Source organism: Eudoraea algarum (genome assembly GCF_050589645.1).
Taxonomy (GTDB): domain Bacteria; phylum Bacteroidota; class Bacteroidia; order Flavobacteriales; family Flavobacteriaceae; genus JBNGOQ01.
This window is the reverse complement of the sequence record NZ_JBNGOQ010000003.1, coordinates 110,948-130,181: the sequence shown is the minus strand read 5'-3', so window position 1 is coordinate 130,181 and position 19,234 is coordinate 110,948. Positions and strand designations below refer to the sequence as shown.

Here is a 19,234-nt window from a genome sequence, read left to right as displayed (position 1 = left end):
TTTTATCAAAAATATACCAGAATGAGTACCAAAGACGAATTCTTTGCCCATATAGAAAAGGGATATACCACCAAGGGCGATTATATTACGATGGGTGCGGCCATGCTCAACGGAGAGACCGTTACCAACGCGCACGTTAAAGTACCCCTAAAAACCCTGAACCGGCATGGGTTGATCGCCGGGGCAACGGGAACCGGAAAAACCAAGACGTTGCAGGTCATATCCGAAAACCTATCGGAAAAGGGGATCCCGGTATTGCTCATGGACCTTAAGGGCGATCTTAGCGGTATTGCCCAGCCTAGCCCTGGACATCCCAAAATAGACGAACGGCATGAAAAAATAGGGCTTCCCTTTGAGCCCAAAAGTTTCCCTGTGGAAATCCTTTCCCTGTCCGAACAGGACGGCGTAAAACTGAGGGCCACCGTCTCCGAATTTGGCCCCGTGCTACTATCCCGTATTTTGGATCTTTCGGACACCCAATCGGGTATTGTATCCGTGGTATTCAAATATTGTGATGACAACAAACTTCCGCTACTGGATCTCAAGGATTTTAAGAAAGTGCTTCAATATGCCACCGGAGAGGGCAAAAAAGAGTTTACGGAAAGTTACGGTCGAATCTCTACCAGCTCTACTGGTACCATTCTCAGAAAAATAATTGAGCTGGAACAGCAAGGTGCGGAACTTTTCTTTGGGGAAAAGTCCTTTGATGTTGACGACCTTACCCGTATAGATTCCGAGGGCCGGGGATATATTAACATTATAAGGCTTACCGATATCCAGGACAAGCCCAAACTCTTCTCTACCTTTATGTTGAGCCTGTTGGCGGAGATCTACGACAGCTTTCCGGAACAGGGAGATAGCGATCGTCCCGAGCTGATCCTCTTTATAGATGAGGCCCATTTGATATTCAAGGAAGCTTCCAAAGCGCTTTTAGATCAAATAGAAAGTATTGTGAAGCTGATCCGTTCCAAGGGAATAGGACTCTATTTTGTGACCCAAAACCCGACGGACGTGCCCAATGCCGTGCTGGCGCAGCTTGGCCTCAAAGTACAGCATGCCCTAAGGGCCTTTACCGCCAGGGATCGAAAAGCCATTAAACTGACGGCCGAAAACTATCCGGAATCGGACTATTACGATACCAAGGAGGTGTTGACCTCCCTGGGAATTGGGGAGGCGTTGATTGCCGCTTTGGATGAAAAAGGACGACCTACCCCCTTGGCCGCTACCATGCTCCGGGCGCCCATGAGCCGAATGGATGTATTGACGGACGGTGAGCTAAAATCGGTCATTTCGAGCTCCAAACTGGTTAAAAAGTACAATGAGGTGGTAGATAGGGAGAGTGCCTATGAAATTTTGAACGAAAAAATTGAAAAGGCCGAGGCTTTGGCCGAAAAAGAACAGGCCAAATCCGCCGCCCGAAAAACATCGAGCAGAAGAACGTCGAGCAGAAGAAGTACCCGCCAGAATCCAGTAATAAAAGTACTTACCAGTGCCACCTTCATCCGCGGTGTACTGGGCGTATTGAAAAAAGTAATCCGATAATTCATGAAGAAACTCCCGTTGATAGGCCTACTCTGCCTAGGTCTGCTCTTGGCAAATTGTGGTCAGGAACGAGACACCACATTTTTGATTACCCATGACAGCGTGGGCAAATTGTACAGGACCAGCACCGCTGCCCAATTGGATTCCATATACGTTTTGGATTCCATTGTTCGCGATTCCGCTAGGCTGCGTTTGGGCAAAGCTTCCAAGAAAATAAAAATTTACGAGCGGGGCGGAACACATCTGCTAACACTGACCCTGAACGCGGACAGCGTTCCGAAAATTGAGAACGTCCGTATCTATGATCCCCGTTTCGTCACGGACAAAGGGGTAGGTCTCAGTAGCACTTTCAAGGATATTAAGAAGCATTATACCATCCATAAGGTCATTACCTCGCTCAACAATGTGGTCATCTTTCCCAAGGAGAGCGCTATGTATTTCACAATCGATAAGGAAGAACTACCGCCAAGTTTGCGATATACCACAAGCACCAATATAGAAGCTGTGCAGATACCGGACGACTCCCGGATCAAGTACCTGATGGTGGGCTGGGAGTGAGTGGATAGTTACAGCTGGCAGATATCAATTATGAATTATGAGTTTTGAGTTAGGGGTTAAAGGTGATGTGTTCTCGATGGCAACCCTGAACCTTGAACTTGCTCTTGAACTTTGGGCAGTAGGCGTAGGCAGATATGAGTTAAATTCTCTTCGCTATTGGCCATTCCCTATTCACTTGTTGGGCAATGGGGCCGAAGATTCCTCGCAGGCTCGGAATGACAAATGAAGATGTGTTGCCATTCAGAGTGGAGCGTAGCGAAACGAAGAATCTCAACCTCCCACCAGCAACCTTAAACTTTGAACTTTGAACCTTAAACCTGCAGGGAATCAGTGGAAAATGTACCTCGATATCTGGAACCGGATCGCGGACTGATCAGGAATGCTTGGCCCTGTTGGTAATAACCCTATTGCTATACTTCTCCGCCCATTCGGTCAGTTCCATGAGTTTTTGCAGATAGGAATGCCCAAAATCGGTAAGGCGATATTCCACACGTATAGGAACTTCTGGAAACAGTTCTCTGGACAGATATCCGTCCACTTCCAGGCTTTTAAGACGCTCGCTCAGTATTTTGCCAGAGATGCCATAGACTTTCCGTTTCAATTCATTAAAACGCAATACGGGAAAATAGCCCAAATACAGGATAATCAAAATACTCCACTTATCCGATGCCAGGGCCATGACATCGCGTATGGGACAAATTTCGGGGGGATCCTTGGGATTTACATGCCCAAACATTTTTTTTAGTTTTACGGCCACCCTAAGTCGCTGAGTATCAGTAATAGTTTCCATTTCCATACCTACTGTAAAAATTGCAACCTCTTTTATATTGTAAAAGGAAGTTGTATTTTTGATTTCGATTGTATAGCAAGTTACTAAAAGAAACCAATATAAAAAATTAATTCCAGTGGCCTGGGTATCCCTAAACCGTCCAATCCCATGAAAAGATTGCTCAACAAATATATCCCCCTGATGTTTGGTTCATACTTTAACGGCCTGGCTCTGGTTAATAAAGAACGTGCCTCCGCCAAGGCGTTTCGGCTCTTTTGCACGCCGAGAAAGGGGAAGGTACTCCCCATGCAACGGTCCTTTTTGGAAAAAGCCAAGGACGATATTTTGGAGGTGGCCGATATTGCCGTCCAGACCTACCGCTGGCAGGGGGATGGTCCCACAGTTTTGCTGATGCACGGTTGGGAGAGCAACACTTTTCGATGGCGCAACTTTATCCCCATGTTGGAAGCCGAGGGGTACAATATCATCGCCTTCGATGCCCCGGCCCATGGCAATACTTCCGGGGCCTTGTTCAACGTACCCCTATATGCCGAATGCACCCAAAAAGTAATAGATATCTACGAACCCACCTATATTGTTGCCCATTCCATTGGAGGCATGACCATGCTGTACAACCAATACCAATATCCCAATGAACAGGTCCAGAAATTGGTCTCCCTGGGTGCTCCTTCGGAGCTGTCGGACTTTATGCGACAGTACAAACGGACCCTTGGGCTTAACACTAGGCTCATGGATGGCTTGGAAGATTACTTTGTGCAAAACTTTAACTTTGGCTTCGCCGACTTCTCGAGCCCTAAATTCGCCCGGGAGATTTCAAAAAAAGGCCTGTTGATCCATGATGAATTGGATGCCATTGCCCCCATCTGGTCCTCCGAACAAGTCCATGCCCAGTGGAAAGACAGTGTCTTTATTAAAACCCGGGGACTGGGCCATTCCTTGCACCAGGATAAGGTAAGAAATCAAATAGTGGCGTTTCTGAAGTCGTAGAAAAAGGCTATTTTTATGAAAAACGATCATGTCAGCCGTTTCCCCTTTCCACATTGCCATTCCCGTTCATAATCTGGAGGAATGCAGAAGCTTTTATCGCGAAATATTGAACTGTTCGGAAGGCCGTAGCAGTGACCATTGGGTAGATTTTAATCTCTTTGGGCATCAATTGGTCATCCATTACAAACCTAAGTCGGCCCAGGAACAATTGCACACCAACCCAGTGGACGGAAAGGATGTTCCCGTACCCCATTACGGCGTAGTATTGCCCTGGGAAACCTTTCGGAGCTTCTCCGAGGAACTGCGGTCCAAAGGGGTGGCCTTTGTTATTGAGCCCTATATCCGTTTTGCCGGTCAACCCGGGGAGCAGGCCACTATGTTCTTCTTAGATCCGGCGGGAAATGCTCTGGAATTTAAGGCCTTTAAGGACATGGGGCAACTGTTTGCTACCTAAGTCAATGCCCGTGAAGCGTTTCGGTCAGTGATTATTTTGCATACTTTGGAGGCTTACCTTCTTGGAGGTAAGCGCTTCCCCCGCCACGGTAATCTCTTCGGTTATTATTTTGGCCTGTATAGAATCGACCACTGTCTTTTGTTCATCCTTAAAGATCATCTTTACCTCCAGAATCGTGGTATCCCCCATCGTTTTATGGCCAAAAGTTTTTATTTGGTCAAGGGCCATATTGGGAGATATCCTATCGCCAAACACAAGGTGCTCCTGTTCTGTAACATCAAATTCGGGGTAGGAAGTTCGTAAGCTCTTTAACTCCAATTGTTCTTGGATTTTCTTTTCTACGAGGAGTAAATTCCCTGTTTCCAAGCTCACCGCCCTTTCAGCTACGTTTTCTTCCATATCTGCGCTGCGGTACTGGTTAACCTCACCTCCGCATGAAATCAGGAAACCTAAAATACCTATATATATAAATCCCCTCATTGTTCTTCTATTTTAAACTTCAGCATTACAATTTGTCCATTCCTATATTGGGTCTCGATCACTTGTAGTTGTTGCAAACTTTTCGTGGGCGTGGTAAGCTTGTTTATAAATTCGTCCTTTTCATAGAGTTCCACACCAATCTGATGTGGCAATATTTCAAAAATAACCGCATCCTGGGCTATTAGTTTTTCCAGTTCACGCCGTCTTTTTCTCCAATCCTTTACATTATTGCTGCCATAATAATGCAACATTAGGGCGTAATCATCTGTACGCAAATGCACTTGATGGTGTTTGTTCCCCGAAACCGATTTATAAATTGTATCCGTTTTGTAATAAGGAGATTGTGCTATAAACCGTATGTGATCCTTTGTGGTGGTATATGAAAAACAACCCAGGCTATCCGATTTTTGATAGGATGGGGATTCCTCCTGATCTAGCACTATTACGTCAATACGGGTATCGGTAATCGCTTCCTTATTGTCCTTATCGATGAAACAAAAATGAAAGGTATTCTTTTTTGGTACCACAGCAAAAATAGCCAAGGCCACCCCGACAACCGCAAGGGTCATAATGCCCCATCTTAGCTTGGCCCCTTTTGCCATAATCGCTTTTTTGTCCGTATACTGTTCGTTGAATGCATACCAGCTGGCCTGACCTACATAGTTGGAAAGCAGGTTTAGAATATCTATTCGAGGTAACTTTTCGGGATTGCCCTTAATATAGGTATAAAACCACTTTTCACTAATACTTCCTTGTACTTGTTGTCTCAGATCTTCTTGAAAATCAATTATCTCCTGACCTTTCCACAAAGAGATGTTGGGGTTGGCTCTGTGATTTTCTAGAAACTTGGCGGTCACCTGCTCCAAAAGCCGTTGAAACATGACCATTTCCTTTGAGATGCCTAACATTTAATCAATTGATTACAAGTACCTTATATTTTGTATAGCTTTTGCAATTGCTTTACAAGCGTTTTGCAAAAATCACGCCAGCCATAATATTAGGTTTGGGATATCAATTTAAACACAATTCGTTATGAAATCAAATGTTTTTATGGGTCTCCTTATAATGATCCTAATATTGGCCGGGTGCAACCAAAGTCCGAAAACCGATATGAATTCTGTCGTAAACCTAGAACATGTGGATGAAACCTATGAGTCAAACGCAATTTCCGAGGAAACGGATGTCACAGCTTCCAATCAGGAATCCTCCGCGCTTAGGAACTTAAAAATCATTAAAAACGCCCAATGCCGTTTCAAGGTCAAGAATGTGGACAGTGTTACCACATTGGCGCGAACCATTATTGGAAAACACGACGGTTATATGTCAAACATGCAGTTCAAAAACACGCTGCACGAGTTGGAAAACCGATTCACCGTCCGCATACCGCAGCAGCATTTTGAAAGCGTACTTAGGGAACTTACCGATCTTGCCGAATTTGTAGATTTCACCAATATCACAACAACAGATGTTAGCGAAGAATACATTGACCTGCAAACACGTTTAAGGACAAAACTTAAAGTAAAAGCTAGATATGATGATATCCTAAGGTCCAAAGCAAAAACGGTAGAGGACATTTTAATGGCCGAAGAAAAGCTCAGGATATTGCAGGAAGAAATTGAGGCTGCCCAGGGCAGATTGAAGTTTCTTGGCAATAAAGTAAGTTTAAGCACCATTCAGATAGATCTATATGAAACCGTAGCGCATAGGAAAGAACCGGAAATCTATACACGTACCTTTATCTCCAAAGTAAGGGAAAGTTTTGTTTTTGGTCTGGATATGATAGAAGGGCTGTTCCTGGCCCTATTACATATTTGGCCCTTGTTGCTTATCACTACCGGAGTTGTTTTCTATATTAGGTACCGAAAAAAATAAGTGCACGATAGCCACTACTTGATTTGGGATAGTAGGCAATTGTTCGCTACCTGATTACACCTTCAGCACAATACGGAACCTGGCCTTGCCTTCCTCTAAATGGGCAATGGCCTCGTTCACCTTTTCCAGGGGGAATTCCTCTACCGTAGGGTAAATGTTGTGCCGTACACAAAATTCGAGCATGGTCCGTGTTAGCGCGGGACTTCCCAAGGGACTTCCCCCTACCGATTTTTCACCTCCAATAAGGCTAAAGGCGGGTATGGCCATAGGTTCCAAAACAGCGCCAACGGTGTGAAATTTTCCCTGAGGGGCCAAAGTAGTGAGGTAGGAATCCCAATCCAAGGTAACGTTGGTGGTATTCAATATGAAGTTTAGACTTCCCGCTATGCTTCCCAGTTCTTCGGGGTCCCTGGAATTGATTACCCTACTGGCGCCCATACCTAATATTTGTTCTTTTTTGTTTGGATTGGAGCTAAAGGCAATGACCTCGCACCCCCAGTGGTGCAAAAACTTTAAGGCCATATGGCCCAATCCACCTATCCCGATGACTCCTACTTTATCCGTTGGTTTTACACCCGATAGGATGATAGGGTTAAAGACGGTAATACCTCCACATAGCAGCGGTCCCGCCTTGGCCATATCAATGTCTTTGGGCATTGGTGTGGCCCAGGACCAGTGGCAACGCACGTGGTCTGCAAACCCCCCATGGCGACCTACGATGGTCTGCTCAGCGGCGGCACATAAATTATGCTGCCCTCCCATACATTGGTCGCAGTGCATACATGAGGCCGAGAACCAACCTAACCCTACCCGATCACCAACAGCAATGTTCTTTACCTCATCGCCAATGGCTATAACCTCGCCTACCACTTCATGACCGGGCACAAAGGGATATTGGGTAAGTCCCCAATCGTTGTTAAGCATGCTCAGGTCCGAATGGCACATCCCGCAATAATGGACTTTTATGTTGACCTGTTCACTGTCCAGTTCGGGCAGTTCATAGGTAAAGGGTTCTAGTTTTCCTCCTGCTTCAGCAGCGGCATAGGCTTGTATCTTGGTCATGGTTCTCTGTTTAAATCCTTTCCATTAAGGTACAAAAAAATCTTCCGCACCACAGGTAAATTAATGATTATATTTTGCCCGAATCCTGGGACCCCTAGGCGATGTTCCAAACACCAACAGGTCCAATTTTTATATTTCAAAGCAATTGCTTAGTTTTATATATGCCCAGACAAAAACAATACGATGAGGAAGCCGTAATCGAAAAAGCGGTACAGGTTTTTTGGAAACACGGCTATGCAGGCACCTCTATCCGCGAGCTGGAAAGCAAAATGGGGATCAATCAATTCTCCATTTATTCCAGTTTTGGAAGCAAAAAAGGGGTATTTCTCAGAGCACTCGCCAATTACAAGCGTAGGGTGAAGGAGATTTTCCTATCTGATCTATTAAACTCGGACGGCCGCTTGGAAGACATCCGGAAATTCCTCGAGGCCTTTGTGGATTCCGTGCGCTCGGGTAGGACACCCAACGGCTGTCTAATGGCGAACACGGCAATGGATCTGGATACCCACGACCAGGAGGTAAAAGTGCAGTTGACGCTGTTTTTTGAACTGTTGCAAGCGGTATTCCTAGAAGTCCTCACCAAGGCCAAAGCACGTGGGGAACTATCCCCTCAGGCCAATATCAACCAGTACGCCAATTATCTATTGGGTTGCACGGAAGGCCTGGCCGTTACGGCAAAAGTTCTGGAAAAAGAGCAATTGGAGGATTTTATCGCGGTTACGATGGCCGCTCTGAAGTAAATTTTTTTATCCGTTTCTAAGCGATTGCTTAGAAATTAATAATAACCTTTAAACGATATCATTATGGCTAGAGTAAAATTAGTGGAATTCGAAGAGGCCTCGCCCGAACTGCAGGCCAGTTATACGAAATCCTCCGAACGTTTTGAAATGCTGTTGAACATTTTTAAGGCTTGGGGCGTGGTACCCAATTTGTGCATTCCTATGACCGACTTTATCATGGAAATACTACAGGACGGATTTGTGGATTGGAAGACCAAGGAACTGGTCATTTTAAAGTCGACCCTGGAGAACGAATGTGAATACTGCGTTACACAGCACGAGGTGGTTTCCAGAAGACTGGGCATTCCTGACGAAAAAGTGGCCGATCTTAAGGGCGTCGTCTACCAGACCAGCCCACACTTTACCGAAGGAGAAAAGGCTATCCTGGACCTTACTCTGCAGATACGAGACGATGCCAACAGGGTGAGTCCGGAACTTTGGGCCCGAATCCGGGAACATTGGACCGAACAGCAGATCGTGGAAATTGTGTACACCATTACCGCCTACATCATGGTCAGTAAATTTGGAGATGCACTGCACGTAGAACTGGAACCCGTATTTTCCGACCTAAAAACGCAGTTGATTTAGGACCTGAAACAATAACCCCGGTATGCAGGTTATTCAAAACTGTTGCCGGGGCCTTTAAGACAGCTACCCCTTTGTCTCCCTTTCCATATAGAAATCGTCCATGACAAAGCCCTTACCAATGTCCAATACCACGGGTTTTATGGTCTTGAACCCCATTTTTTTATAGGCCTGTATGGAGTTGAGGTTATTTTTGTTGACGGTCAGTGCGATACGGGCGCAGCCCAATTCCTTGGCCTGCTGTTCTACAAATTGCATTGCCTTTTTCCCGATGCCTTTTCCCCTGTACTGGCTAGAAACGTAAAGCTTGCTCAGAAATAGAGATCCCTCCCTTTCATAGCAGGAAAGATACCCCACTTCTGATGTCCCATACCGGATAATAAAATATGTTTTTCCTTCTTGTATCTGTTCTTGGATCGCCTGTGCCGACTGATATTTATTGAGCATATAAAGCACCTGTTCCTTCCCAATAATGGGCGTATAGTGCTCCCGCCAAATACTATTGGCCAGTTGAGCGATCACTTCACAATCCGAAGCGGGGTTTGCCCTTTGTATTTCTGTCACACTTGGGTCCATACGGTTAAGACTTCGCCCATAATCATTTATAACGCCAACTGCTAAGATCGGCCCCCTTGGGTGCGCTTTCCGCGATACGTTTCATGATCTTGGGCACGTACATGCTGTTGTAACGCAGGCGGCTAATGTGATTTGGTTGATCGGGGTCGCCGTTCCAGCAATGCTCGGCACGGTCACCATAAGTAACCTCCCCATCATAATACGGGTCGGTGGTCTGTTCTAGGAAATCCTCCATGAGATAGACCGCATTGTTCAGGTAATAATTGTCCATATCCCCGCAATAGATATGGATCTTCCCTTGCAGTTTTTCGCCCAACTTGTCCCAATCGCGCTCCATGATGTAGCGAAGATCATAGTTTTCCTTCCAATAGTCGGCCACGGAATGGTCTATTTCCCCGGTCATCTTGTCCCATAGCCTTACGGGATACCCATCTTCTCCCTGTGGCGAATAGGTAGCCTCCCAAATATCCCATTGTTGGCCGGAGCGCGATTTATCGCCTAAAACCAACTCCCGATGGTTGCCCTCCCGGAGTGTGGTGTGCACGTGGCCCAAATAGTCCCGGTGACTGGGCACTTCCACCTTCTTAAAATCGCTCTCATAATAATAGGCATTTTCATCGGCATAGATATTGGTGAGACAATAGGCCCTAAAATCAATGGGATCGGGGCAGGCCGCAAAACAGCCGTTATAGTCATCAGGATACTTTACCTGCACGGCCAGAGCCTCCCAGCCTCCCGTGGAACCACCGTACAAGAACCGTGACCATCCTTCGCCAAGACCTCTAAATTGCTTTTCAATATGAGGTATCAGTTCATAGGTAATGGCATCTCCATAGGGCCCCTGGTTGGCCGAATTCACCGCATACGAATCATCGTAGTAGGGTGTGGGATGCTGTATTTCCACAATCAGGAAGCGTGGAAAATCAGGTTCGTTCCAACGCTTGTAAAAATCATAAGCCTCCTGCTGTTGTATGATGTTATAGCCTTTCACACCAAAGCGTTCCGAATAGTCCGGTTCCAGGTCCGTGTCGGGAGGAAGGGTGCGAAAGCCGCCAAAATCATCGGGAAAATGCCCGTGGAAGATCATCAGCGGGTATTTTGCCTCCGGATGTTCCTCAAAACCCTTGGGCAAGAGCACATGGGCACCCAGGTACATATCCCTGCCCCAAAACTCAGAAAGCTTTTCGGACTTTATCCGGATGTGCTTGATCCACTCCGTATCCTCCGCGGGCGTTATGGGCGGAATAAGCTGATCCATTACAACGCCAAAATTTTGGACTCCATCTTCCGAAATGGTCACCTTAACCGGCTTGCTATATAGATTTCCGGGAGATCGGTTCCATTGCTGCCCCTCCCCATTGTCCATAGGAAGCTTTACGGTATGTCCTGTGGAGAGTTCAAAGGTTTCATAGACATGCAACAGGGCCTGTACGAAGTACTCCCCAGCTGGTATGTCGGCCAAACTGGGCAAGGGGGAACCAAACACCTTTTCGTCAAAGACCATGCTTTCTTCGGGAGCCATACCCTCAACGTTCATCCCATAGATCAATTGGGTCTTTAGACCATCATTGATCTGGAAACGCGGCTCATTTTCGTCCGAATTGGAAAGCATCAGTAAAAGTCGGCCATCCAAAGAAGCACTGCTCGCCTGTTCCGAAAAGGAAACTTCAATGGCAAATTGGGTTTTTTCTGCGGTGTCGGTGGCACAGCCCAGAAACATCAGGGCAGGAAACAGTGCCAATAAAATCTGTTTTCTCATAGGGTTGGAAATTTGTACAAAAGGTACTGATTTCCTCACGAGCGTCAAATCGAAATAAGATTTAACAAGAATTATATTTTTTTTATTTGATATATCAATTATATTTGTATCAAATAAAGGAAATGGAGTTGTTGCCCCTGGACTATACGGTTTTCTACAACATTGAGAAGGCGATAAAAACCTATAGGAAGTTTGCCCAAAAGGCCATCACAGCTAAGGGATTCGACATCACCATTGACCAATGGCTGTTGCTAAAGGTAGTAAAGGAAAATCCGGAACTGACACAGCAGCGCATTGCGGACAAGCTGTTTAAGGACTACGCCTCGGTGACCAGGATAGTGCAGCTTCTGGTGGAAAAAAAATACATTGAACGTTCCCCGCACTCCAAGGACAGAAGACGATTCTCCTTAGCACTGACCGCACATGGTGATGCCATCATAGCCGATTTATGGCCCCTGATCATTAGCAATAGAAAAACGGCATTGGAAACCCTTATGAATGAAGACATCAATCAATTAAATCGAACATTAAAAATAATCGCCGACAACTGTAAATCATAAAACGAACGGTCATGATAAACAAAAAAAAAACCCTGAGATGGGGTATGGCGCTTTTCGCCTGCCTTGCATTCCTTGAAATCCGCGCACAGGAAGATGTATCCCATGCTTTTACCAACCAGGAACAGGAGGCGTTGATCAATTCCGTAGCCCAATTGCTGGACGAAAACTACATTTTTCCCGAAACGGCCAAAAAAGTGGGTATGGCCCTAAAGGAAAACCTTAGGAAGGGTATCTATACCCCGCTTCGAGACCCGGCAGAGCTGGCCGGTAAGATAACGGAAGACTTACGGAGTTTGAGCAAGGATTTGCATTTCTCACTGCAGTACAATCCAGGATGGGTAGTGGAAAACCAGGTTACCGTCAGCAAAGAGGACAGTATCGCCTTTGCCCAACAGCGCTTGGCCGCGGCCAAAAGAAGAAATTTTGGTTTTAAGCAACTCACCGTTTTGGAGGGAAATGTAGGGTATCTGAACCTCAGCGGCTTTGAAGATACCCGCTATGCGGGGGAGACCGCGGCCACCGCCATGAACTTCTTTGAAAATGCCGATGCCCTTATCATTGATCTACGACAAAATGGTGGTGGCTCCCCGAGCATGATCCAGCTCATAACGAGCTACCTCTTTGATGCCGAACCCATTCACCTCAACAGTTTTTATTGGAGACAAACAGACCAAACTACCCAAACATGGACCTTGCCCTATGTACCTGGCAAACGCAGGCCAGATCTGGATGTGTATGTACTCACCAGCAAGTATACCTTTTCCGCAGCTGAAGAGTTTACCTATAACCTCAAGAATCTTGAAAGAGCCACTATTGTTGGGGAAACCACCGGAGGTGGGGCCCATCCTGTAGACCGGGTGGCCGCTTCCGATAAATTTGTGCTGCAGGTACCTATTGGTCGGGCCATTAACCCGATTACCAACACCAATTGGGAAGGTACAGGGGTAGTACCGGACATTAATGTGCCTTCGGACAAAGCACTGTTGACCGCCCATATCAAGGCATTGGAAAATTTAAAAAGGGAGCATGCGGATGTTGCCCTTACCTATGATTGGCATCTACCCGCTTTACGGGCCAAAGAACAACCCATATCGGTCGCCAAAAAAACCCTGGAAGCCTACGTGGGCAAGTACGGGCCAAGAAAGATTACCCTAGAAAACGGAAAACTCTTCTATCAAAGGGAGGAAGGTCCAAAATATAAGCTGAACCCCATGTCAGATGTGCTGTTTTCCATTGAGGAAATCCCCTATTTTCGGGTGCACTTTTTAAAATCGGAAGCAGGAAAAACCCAAGCTTTACAGGGAATCTATGAAAATGGGAGAACCGATAAGCATGCTAAAAGCGGGTAAAAATCAGTTCAACACCATATAAGAAATTGACATTTTTTTCGTTATAGGGACACGACAAATTGGGTAATATACCTACTAAACACCTGATTTATGAAGAAGATCTTGCTTGTTTTATCCGTGTTGACCCTAGTATGCTACTTTAGCAGCTGTACCAATGACGAAGGAGGTTCTGACCTTGACGTCATAACACCGGTCGATTCCACACAATCAAAAATCGAAATCAAGGCCTAAACGGCATCGCTGTACTGCTACAGGGAGTTATTTTTTGCTTCTATGGCGTTCCCTGGCCAGTAACGTGTTCTTGAGCAGCATGGCTATGGTCATGGGCCCTACTCCTCCCGGAACCGGGGTAATATAGGAGGCTTTTTGGGAAACCGCCTTAAAATCCACATCACCGGCAATGTAATACCCTCGTTCGCGCGAATCATCGGGCACTCTGGTAATCCCCACGTCGATGATCGCGGCCCCCTCCTTCACCATATCCGCTTTCAAAAAATGGGGTACGCCAAGGGCAGATACAATAATATCGGCCTGTAAGGTCAGTGCCTTTAAATCCTTGGTACGGCTATGGGCAAGGGTTACGGTGGCATTTCCCGGATTGGCCTTTTGGCTCAACAAAATGCTAATGGGCCGGCCAACGATATGACTTCTCCCGATAATCACCGCGTGTTTTCCCTCGGTAACCACACCATACCGTTTTAAGAGTTCCATAATGCCATAGGGCGTGGCAGGGTTAAAGGATTCCATATCCAAGGCCATTCTCCCAAAATTGGTAGGATGAAAGCCATCTACATCCTTATCGGGATCCACGGCCATAAGCACCTTTTGTTCATCGATCTGTTTGGGCAATGGCAATTGAATGATAAAGCCGTCAATGGAATCGTCCATATTCAATTCATGGATTTTTTCCAGAAGCTCTTCCTCCGAAGTGGTATCGGGCAAATGCACCAGGGTAGATTCAAAGCCAATACGTTCGCAGGAGCGCACTTTGCTTCCCACATAGGTGAGACTGGCCCCATCATTCCCTACCAACACAGCGGCCAAATGAGGCACTTTTTCCCCGCGTTGGACCATCTGGGCCACCTCAGCGGCGATTTCGTCCTTAATCTGATCGGATACCTTCTTTCCGTCAAGTAATTCCATATGGTTGGTTTAAGGTTTAAGGTTTAAGGTTCAAAGTTATTTTATGGTCGATTATACTTGCTGCCTTTATACTCAGATTGATTAAGATATTTGATAAAGGAGCTTATTTTCTTACTTTCCAACATGAGTTTCTCCAAGTACTTTTCAAACAGTGCCTTGCCAAGGTATTTCCGATCTAAGGCCCTATAGAGTTGTGATCGAAGCTCCCCACAGGACGCTTTGGAGATACTTAAAAATTGAATAAACTCCTTGTTCCCATTTCGTTCAAAACCTTCCGCAATATTATCCATCACTGATCCAGAAGATCTGTTTATCTGATCGCGTAAGGCATAGTCATTCCCTAAAGAAGTGCTTTGAATAAGCTTGAACATATCATCGCATATTTCTCTAGCCAGTTGCCATATTTCCAAATCTTCAAACTTTTCAATCGTAGCCATTTGTACGCATTAACTTTGAACTTTGAACTTTGAACTTTGAACTTTGAACTTTGAACTTTGAACTTTGAACTTAAATTTACCGCATCCCCTTCATGGCGCCCATCATCTGCATCATTTTTTTGCCGCCACCGCCTTGCATCATCTTCATCATCTTGCTCATTTGTTCAAACTGTTTTAAGAGTTGGTTCACTTCCTGAATGGTACGCCCACTGCCCTTTGCAATACGTTTTTTTCTGCTGGCGTTCAATTTTGCGGGGGTTGCCCGTTCATCCGGGGTCATGGAATGGATCATGGCTTCAATATGCTTAAAGGCATCATCATCAATGTCCAACCCTTTTAAGGCCTTTCCGGCCCCTGGAATCATCCCCATAAGATCCTTTAGGTTCCCCATCTTTTTTATCTGCTGGATCTGGCTCAGAAAATCATCGAACCCAAACTTGTTCTTGGCAATTTTTTTCTGGATTTTGCGAGCCTGTTCCTCATCGAACTGATCCTGTGCCCGTTCCACTAGGGAAATAACATCGCCCATCCCCAAAATACGGTCGGCCATACGCGAAGGGTGGAACACATCTATGGCATCCATCTTTTCGCCGGTACCGATGAATTTTATGGGTTTGTCCACCACTGATTTAATGGATATAGCGGCACCGCCCCGGGTATCACCATCCAATTTGGTCAGAATTACACCATCAAAATTGAGAATGTCGTTGAAAGCCTTGGCCGTATTTACGGCATCCTGACCGGTCATGGAGTCGACCACGAACAGGGTTTCTTGGGGTTTTACGGCCGTATGGATATTGGCGATCTCATCCATCATCTGCTCATCGACCGCCAAGCGTCCCGCGGTATCAATGATCACCACGTTGAAACCATTGGCCTTTGCGTGCGCAATCCCTGCCTTGGCAAGGCTAACCGGGTCGTTGTTCTCCCTGTCCGAAAACACCTCTATCCCAATCTGGTCGCCCACCACGTGCAACTGATCGATGGCTGCCGGACGATATACATCACAGGCCACCAATAGCGGTTTTTTACTTTTCTTGTGCTTCAGGTAATTGGCCAGTTTTCCGGAAAAGGTAGTTTTACCAGATCCCTGCAGGCCGGACATCAGGATGACGGATGGGTCCCCGGAAAGATCGATTCCTTCGGTCTCCCCGCCCATTAATTCGGTGAGTTCGTCCTTAACAATCTTTACCATTAATTGGCCAGGCTGCAAGGTGGTAAGCACGTTCTGCCCCAAGGCCTTTTCCCGTACCCTATTGGTAAACTCCTTGGCAATCTTAAAATTGACATCGGCATCCAATAAAGCCCGGCGTACTTCCTTTACGGTTTCGGCAACGTTTATTTCAGTAATCTGTCCATGTCCCTTGAGGACGTGGAGTGCTTTATCTAACTTCTCGCTTAAATTGTCGAACATGGTCTTGATCTCTTTACAGAAAGTGCAAATTTAAGCATTACCATGCGAAGTGGGAAGCTTAAAAATATAAAACAGAAAAAGGCAGCTCCTGACGGAACTGCCCTTTCCAAAAAATTAGGGGCAAATATCTTATTTCTTTTCGAAAACCAGGGTTTCCACAGTTTCATCACCACTGATATCCTTCAGCTCTATGCGGTCGGCGGTAATGGATACCAGATCCCAATCGTCTGTAAGTTCTCCTAGGGGAACCACATCATCCCCGCCAAAGTTCAGGTATACTTTAATTTGACCGTCGTCATCCCTGAGGACTCTCCACAAGCCATCCAAAAGAGGGTCGGCATTGGTGGAAACGGTAACCTTATGGTCTGCGGTAAAGGAGAAGTCCATTCCGGCAAAATCGGCTGTTTCATCCACCTCATTATCGATATAGGAAGCTACAATCCAATCGCCTCCCATCAGGACATTCCTGATTTCAGGGATATCACCATCCTCTACACTGTCATCACATACCCTTAGCAATACCAGCTCGTAATCGATTTCCTCTACCTCAAACTTCAAACGGTTATCATCTAGGTCGCGCAAAGGCCATTCAAAACTCACACCGGGTTCATCGCCCATGGTTATGGCCATTACCAAGATGCCATCATCGTTCATTGCAATTTCCCAGGTACCTTCGGAAGTGGTGGTTCCATTGCTCAAGGTAACTACACCTTCGGGCAAGAACTTGAATTCAAAGCCGATCAATCGGTCGATTTCCTCGCCTTGGTTCTTCACCTTTTTGATGATCCACTCGCACTCCTTCAATATTTCCCTTAGGGTATCGGGGCCAGTTTCCTCGTCCTTACAGATCTGCTTCATGATGATCTTGTTACCTCCTTCGGTATAGAGTTTGATCGTATGATCACCGATTTCATAAACAAACCACTCCAGGCTAAAGTCGACCAACACGTCGAATTCCAGTTTCAACAAGGCGCCACGGTCCGTGATACGGGTACTCCAGGTACCTTCAATGTTGTTGCCCATTCTATCCTTGACGGTAACACCGCCATCTTCGGTAAAGGTCATTAGGTACTCAAAGTACTGATCGGTCTGGTTTACACCATCGCGCTCTACTTCCTTCACCACCCAAGGGCATGCGGTTAGACAGATATCCAAACGGCCATCCTCAAAATCGTCATCGTTGAAATCGTCGTCATCGTCCTCATCACAGGTTTCCTTGGCATTTTCTATGGCATTGGCCAACTCTGCATTGCTATCCACAACGATCTCCGTACCATCAAACAGTTTTAGGGTAACTGGGAATTGGATACTGATCAGATCATCGTCATCGAGTCCGGCAAAGAACCGTCGCAGGTCCTTATCGCTCTCTACAGTAACGGATCCGGTCTGCTGCTCGTTTATATCAAAAGTGAACAAGGTAATGGGGTACACAAAGTCAATACACTCAATATCGTCATCATCACCGCCCTCAATACAATCTTCGGCGAGTTCGCGCAAGTCTTCCTTGCTGTTGATCACGATCTCGCTAAAATCGGGGAGGGTGATGGTAATGGGGAAAAGGATTTCCAAAATATCCTCATCTACATCGACCTCATCAAAAATATCCTCGATCAAGTGAAGATCCTCTAAGGAATCAATGGTAATTTCAATACCGTTTACATTTACGGTATAGGGAAATTGAACGGCAAAACAACTGGAACCGTCAACAATATTGTCAAAGGAACCGTCATTGGAAGACGTTCGTTCTATAAGTTTAGCGGTGGAAGAGCTTGCCACAATGGTCTCTTGCTCGTTCCCATCGGGCAATTCCTCAAATTCTTCCTGACATGAGGAAAATGTAAGCGCCATAATCAGTAGGCCTGAGTACAAGGCGTAATTCAAAAACTTTTTCATAACGATTTGGATTTTACTGGTTCGTACAACCCTAAAACAACTATCTTTAAGATAACCCTACCTGTTTTTTTAATTTTTTTTAAAATATCTTTGAAAAAACCAATCATTTGAGCAAGGATACTATAGACAACGTATGTGAGGAAGAGGTATACAGCTCCCTCTTCAGGGCCCATTCCAAAACGGTTTTCAACTTTATATATTATAAGTACGGTAATGAGGAAAAGGCATACGATGTGGTTCAGGAAGCCTTTATAAAGCTTTGGGAGAACTGTGGAAAGGTGGGCCCGGAAAAGGCAAAATCCTATGTCTATACCATAGCCAACAATCTATACCTTAATGTCCTAAAGGCGGAGAAAGTGCGGCTCAGGTATGCGAATACACCACAGGACACCGCAAGTGAATCGCCAGAATTCCTTATGGAGGAGAAACAGTACAAGGAAAAACTGGACCGTGCCCTGAACCAATTACCGGAAAACCAGCGGACAACCTTTCTTTTAAATAGGATCGATGGAAAAAAATATGCCGAAATCGCTGAAATGGAGGGTGTAAGTGTCAAGGCCATAGAAAAAAGAATGCACTTGGCCCTAAAAACATTGCGCGAGCAGATCGATGGGATATGAAGTGGGAATTATGAATGTTGAATTGTGAATGTTGAATTAGGAGTTATGAATTTAAGTTTTTAACGATGAAACTGCCAACGGTACTACGAGTTATGAGTGTGGAGTCTTGAGTTATGAATTATGAATGTTGTGAATTATGAATGTTGTGAATTATGAATGTTGAGTTATGAATTACTGAAAACTGCCAACTGCCAACTGTATTATGAGTGTTGGGTTGTGGGTTATGAATTGTTGAGTTTTGAATTGCTGAAAACTGGCCACTGCCAACTGCATACTGTTTTAGGGGCCACAACTGGCAAAAACTTGTTATTTACACCCTAAAACCAAGGATTTGTAATGTAATAGGGTAGGGTTTTTTGTATTTGAATTGTTAT

21 protein-coding genes are annotated in these 19,234 nt (G+C 45.6%); 11 read left to right on the top strand and 10 right to left on the bottom strand.

The window, feature by feature from the left end; translation table 11 throughout:
- Positions 1-21: 21 nt before the first annotated feature.
- Positions 22-1,542, top strand: coding sequence for a helicase HerA-like domain-containing protein (locus tag ACRD67_RS11450; protein ID WP_430967284.1), 1,521 nt, complete (start codon positions 22-24; stop codon positions 1,540-1,542).
- Between the two features lie 3 nt (positions 1,543-1,545).
- Positions 1,546-2,100 (top strand): hypothetical protein, encoded by a 555-nt coding sequence (locus ACRD67_RS11445; RefSeq protein ID WP_430967283.1) that lies wholly within the window; start codon positions 1,546-1,548, stop codon positions 2,098-2,100.
- A 373-nt stretch (positions 2,101-2,473) separates the two neighbouring features.
- On the opposite strand, the gene ACRD67_RS11440 is transcribed toward ACRD67_RS11445, so the two are convergent.
- Complete coding sequence (locus ACRD67_RS11440; protein ID WP_430967282.1) at positions 2,474-2,836, bottom strand: winged helix-turn-helix transcriptional regulator; 363 nt, start codon at positions 2,834-2,836, stop codon at positions 2,474-2,476.
- A gap of 201 nt (positions 2,837-3,037) precedes the next feature.
- Between ACRD67_RS11440 and ACRD67_RS11435 the strand changes: the two genes are divergently transcribed.
- Together ACRD67_RS11435 and ACRD67_RS11430 are read left to right on the top strand one after the other, a co-directional pair.
- Positions 3,038-3,877 (top strand): alpha/beta fold hydrolase, encoded by an 840-nt coding sequence (locus ACRD67_RS11435; RefSeq protein ID WP_430967281.1) that lies wholly within the window; start codon positions 3,038-3,040, stop codon positions 3,875-3,877.
- Between the two features lie 28 nt (positions 3,878-3,905).
- The gene (locus ACRD67_RS11430) at positions 3,906-4,331 is read left to right on the top strand and encodes a VOC family protein (RefSeq protein WP_430967280.1); all 426 of its coding nucleotides are present in this window, start codon (positions 3,906-3,908) and stop codon (positions 4,329-4,331) included.
- A gap of 24 nt (positions 4,332-4,355) precedes the next feature.
- Here ACRD67_RS11430 and ACRD67_RS11425 read toward each other — a convergent pair whose 3' ends face one another.
- Both ACRD67_RS11425 and ACRD67_RS11420 read right to left on the bottom strand, forming a co-directional pair.
- Entirely contained in the window at positions 4,356-4,811 is a 456-nt protein-coding gene (locus tag ACRD67_RS11425; protein ID WP_430967279.1) for a hypothetical protein, read from the bottom strand.
- Positions 4,808-5,719, bottom strand: a complete 912-nt coding sequence (locus ACRD67_RS11420) for a hypothetical protein (protein WP_430967278.1) — start codon at positions 5,717-5,719, stop codon at positions 4,808-4,810. The genes ACRD67_RS11425 and ACRD67_RS11420 overlap by 4 nt, the downstream gene beginning before the upstream one ends.
- Positions 5,720-5,843: 124 nt before the next feature.
- Here ACRD67_RS11420 and ACRD67_RS11415 point away from each other — a divergent pair, with 124 nt between their 5' ends.
- The gene (locus ACRD67_RS11415) at positions 5,844-6,683 is read left to right on the top strand and encodes a DUF4349 domain-containing protein (protein ID WP_430967277.1); all 840 of its coding nucleotides are present in this window, start codon (positions 5,844-5,846) and stop codon (positions 6,681-6,683) included.
- A 54-nt stretch (positions 6,684-6,737) separates the two neighbouring features.
- On the opposite strand, the gene ahr is transcribed toward ACRD67_RS11415, so the two are convergent.
- Positions 6,738-7,745 carry an NADPH-dependent aldehyde reductase Ahr gene (gene ahr / locus ACRD67_RS11410; RefSeq protein WP_430967276.1) on the bottom strand — a complete coding sequence of 336 codons (1,008 nt, stop codon included), beginning with the start codon at positions 7,743-7,745 and terminating at the stop codon, positions 6,738-6,740.
- A gap of 161 nt (positions 7,746-7,906) precedes the next feature.
- On the opposite strand from ahr, the gene ACRD67_RS11405 reads away from it, so the two are divergent.
- Positions 7,907-8,485 (top strand): TetR/AcrR family transcriptional regulator, encoded by a 579-nt coding sequence (locus ACRD67_RS11405; protein ID WP_430967275.1) that lies wholly within the window; start codon positions 7,907-7,909, stop codon positions 8,483-8,485.
- Between the two features lie 63 nt (positions 8,486-8,548).
- Entirely contained in the window at positions 8,549-9,112 is a 564-nt protein-coding gene (locus ACRD67_RS11400; RefSeq protein ID WP_430967274.1) for a carboxymuconolactone decarboxylase family protein, read from the top strand.
- 63 nt (positions 9,113-9,175) lie between these two features.
- Here the strand turns inward: ACRD67_RS11400 and ACRD67_RS11395 are convergent, their stop codons facing one another.
- Positions 9,176-9,673 (bottom strand): GNAT family N-acetyltransferase, encoded by a 498-nt coding sequence (locus ACRD67_RS11395; RefSeq protein WP_430967273.1) that lies wholly within the window; start codon positions 9,671-9,673, stop codon positions 9,176-9,178.
- Positions 9,674-9,707: 34 nt separating this feature from the next.
- Positions 9,708-11,444: an alpha/beta hydrolase-fold protein gene (locus ACRD67_RS11390; protein ID WP_430967272.1), complete on the bottom strand. Its 1,737-nt coding sequence runs from the start codon at positions 11,442-11,444 to the stop codon at positions 9,708-9,710.
- 104 nt (positions 11,445-11,548) lie between these two features.
- On the opposite strand from ACRD67_RS11390, the gene ACRD67_RS11385 reads away from it, so the two are divergent.
- The 3 genes from ACRD67_RS11385 (at position 11,549) to ACRD67_RS11375 (ending at position 13,584) form a co-directional block, all read left to right on the top strand.
- Entirely contained in the window at positions 11,549-12,004 is a 456-nt protein-coding gene (locus ACRD67_RS11385; RefSeq protein WP_430967271.1) for a MarR family winged helix-turn-helix transcriptional regulator, read from the top strand.
- An 11-nt stretch (positions 12,005-12,015) separates the two neighbouring features.
- Positions 12,016-13,353, top strand: coding sequence for a S41 family peptidase (locus ACRD67_RS11380; RefSeq protein ID WP_430967270.1), 1,338 nt, complete (start codon positions 12,016-12,018; stop codon positions 13,351-13,353).
- 90 nt (positions 13,354-13,443) lie between these two features.
- A complete protein-coding gene (locus tag ACRD67_RS11375; RefSeq protein ID WP_430967269.1) occupies positions 13,444-13,584 on the top strand; it encodes a hypothetical protein in 141 nt (46 codons plus the stop codon).
- A 27-nt stretch (positions 13,585-13,611) separates the two neighbouring features.
- Here ACRD67_RS11375 and folD read toward each other — a convergent pair whose 3' ends face one another.
- The 4 genes from folD to ACRD67_RS11355 all read right to left on the bottom strand — a co-directional run bounded on the left by folD (position 13,612) and on the right by ACRD67_RS11355 (position 18,240).
- Positions 13,612-14,496 (bottom strand): bifunctional methylenetetrahydrofolate dehydrogenase/methenyltetrahydrofolate cyclohydrolase FolD, encoded by an 885-nt coding sequence (folD, locus tag ACRD67_RS11370; protein WP_430967268.1) that lies wholly within the window; start codon positions 14,494-14,496, stop codon positions 13,612-13,614.
- A gap of 41 nt (positions 14,497-14,537) precedes the next feature.
- Entirely contained in the window at positions 14,538-14,933 is a 396-nt protein-coding gene (locus tag ACRD67_RS11365; RefSeq protein ID WP_430967267.1) for a four helix bundle protein, read from the bottom strand.
- 76 nt (positions 14,934-15,009) lie between these two features.
- A complete protein-coding gene (ffh, locus tag ACRD67_RS11360) occupies positions 15,010-16,347 on the bottom strand; it encodes a signal recognition particle protein (protein ID WP_430967266.1) in 1,338 nt (445 codons plus the stop codon).
- Positions 16,348-16,476: 129 nt separating this feature from the next.
- Positions 16,477-18,240 (bottom strand): hypothetical protein, encoded by a 1,764-nt coding sequence (locus tag ACRD67_RS11355; protein WP_430967265.1) that lies wholly within the window; start codon positions 18,238-18,240, stop codon positions 16,477-16,479.
- Positions 18,241-18,347: 107 nt separating this feature from the next.
- On the opposite strand from ACRD67_RS11355, the gene ACRD67_RS11350 reads away from it, so the two are divergent.
- Positions 18,348-18,860 carry an RNA polymerase sigma factor gene (locus ACRD67_RS11350; protein ID WP_430967264.1) on the top strand — a complete coding sequence of 171 codons (513 nt, stop codon included), beginning with the start codon at positions 18,348-18,350 and terminating at the stop codon, positions 18,858-18,860.
- Positions 18,861-19,234: the final 374 nt, after the last annotated feature.

Excerpts from the sequence above, each read along its gene's own strand:
- ACRD67_RS11440 (WP_430967282.1), bottom strand. The coding sequence starts at position 2,836 with ATGTTTGGGCATGTAAATCCCAAGGATCCCCCCGAAATTTGTCCCATA.
- ACRD67_RS11380 (WP_430967270.1), top strand. The coding sequence starts at position 12,016 with ATGATAAACAAAAAAAAAACCCTGAGATGGGGTATGGCGCTTTTCGCC.
- ACRD67_RS11450 (WP_430967284.1), top strand. The coding sequence starts at position 22 with ATGAGTACCAAAGACGAATTCTTTGCCCATATAGAAAAGGGATATACC.
- ACRD67_RS11405 (WP_430967275.1), top strand. The coding sequence starts at position 7,907 with ATGCCCAGACAAAAACAATACGATGAGGAAGCCGTAATCGAAAAAGCG.
- ACRD67_RS11445 (WP_430967283.1), top strand. The coding sequence starts at position 1,546 with ATGAAGAAACTCCCGTTGATAGGCCTACTCTGCCTAGGTCTGCTCTTG.
- ACRD67_RS11390 (WP_430967272.1), bottom strand. The coding sequence starts at position 11,444 with ATGAGAAAACAGATTTTATTGGCACTGTTTCCTGCCCTGATGTTTCTG.
- ACRD67_RS11420 (WP_430967278.1), bottom strand. The coding sequence starts at position 5,719 with ATGTTAGGCATCTCAAAGGAAATGGTCATGTTTCAACGGCTTTTGGAG.
- folD (WP_430967268.1), bottom strand. The coding sequence starts at position 14,496 with ATGGAATTACTTGACGGAAAGAAGGTATCCGATCAGATTAAGGACGAA.
- ACRD67_RS11430 (WP_430967280.1), top strand. The coding sequence starts at position 3,906 with ATGTCAGCCGTTTCCCCTTTCCACATTGCCATTCCCGTTCATAATCTG.
- ACRD67_RS11425 (WP_430967279.1), bottom strand. The coding sequence starts at position 4,811 with ATGAGGGGATTTATATATATAGGTATTTTAGGTTTCCTGATTTCATGC.
- ACRD67_RS11415 (WP_430967277.1), top strand. The coding sequence starts at position 5,844 with ATGAAATCAAATGTTTTTATGGGTCTCCTTATAATGATCCTAATATTG.
- ACRD67_RS11375 (WP_430967269.1), top strand. The coding sequence starts at position 13,444 with ATGAAGAAGATCTTGCTTGTTTTATCCGTGTTGACCCTAGTATGCTAC.
- ACRD67_RS11435 (WP_430967281.1), top strand. The coding sequence starts at position 3,038 with ATGAAAAGATTGCTCAACAAATATATCCCCCTGATGTTTGGTTCATAC.
- ACRD67_RS11365 (WP_430967267.1), bottom strand. The coding sequence starts at position 14,933 with ATGGCTACGATTGAAAAGTTTGAAGATTTGGAAATATGGCAACTGGCT.
- ahr (WP_430967276.1), bottom strand. The coding sequence starts at position 7,745 with ATGACCAAGATACAAGCCTATGCCGCTGCTGAAGCAGGAGGAAAACTA.
- ACRD67_RS11400 (WP_430967274.1), top strand. The coding sequence starts at position 8,549 with ATGGCTAGAGTAAAATTAGTGGAATTCGAAGAGGCCTCGCCCGAACTG.
- ffh (WP_430967266.1), bottom strand. The coding sequence starts at position 16,347 with ATGTTCGACAATTTAAGCGAGAAGTTAGATAAAGCACTCCACGTCCTC.
- ACRD67_RS11355 (WP_430967265.1), bottom strand. The coding sequence starts at position 18,240 with ATGAAAAAGTTTTTGAATTACGCCTTGTACTCAGGCCTACTGATTATG.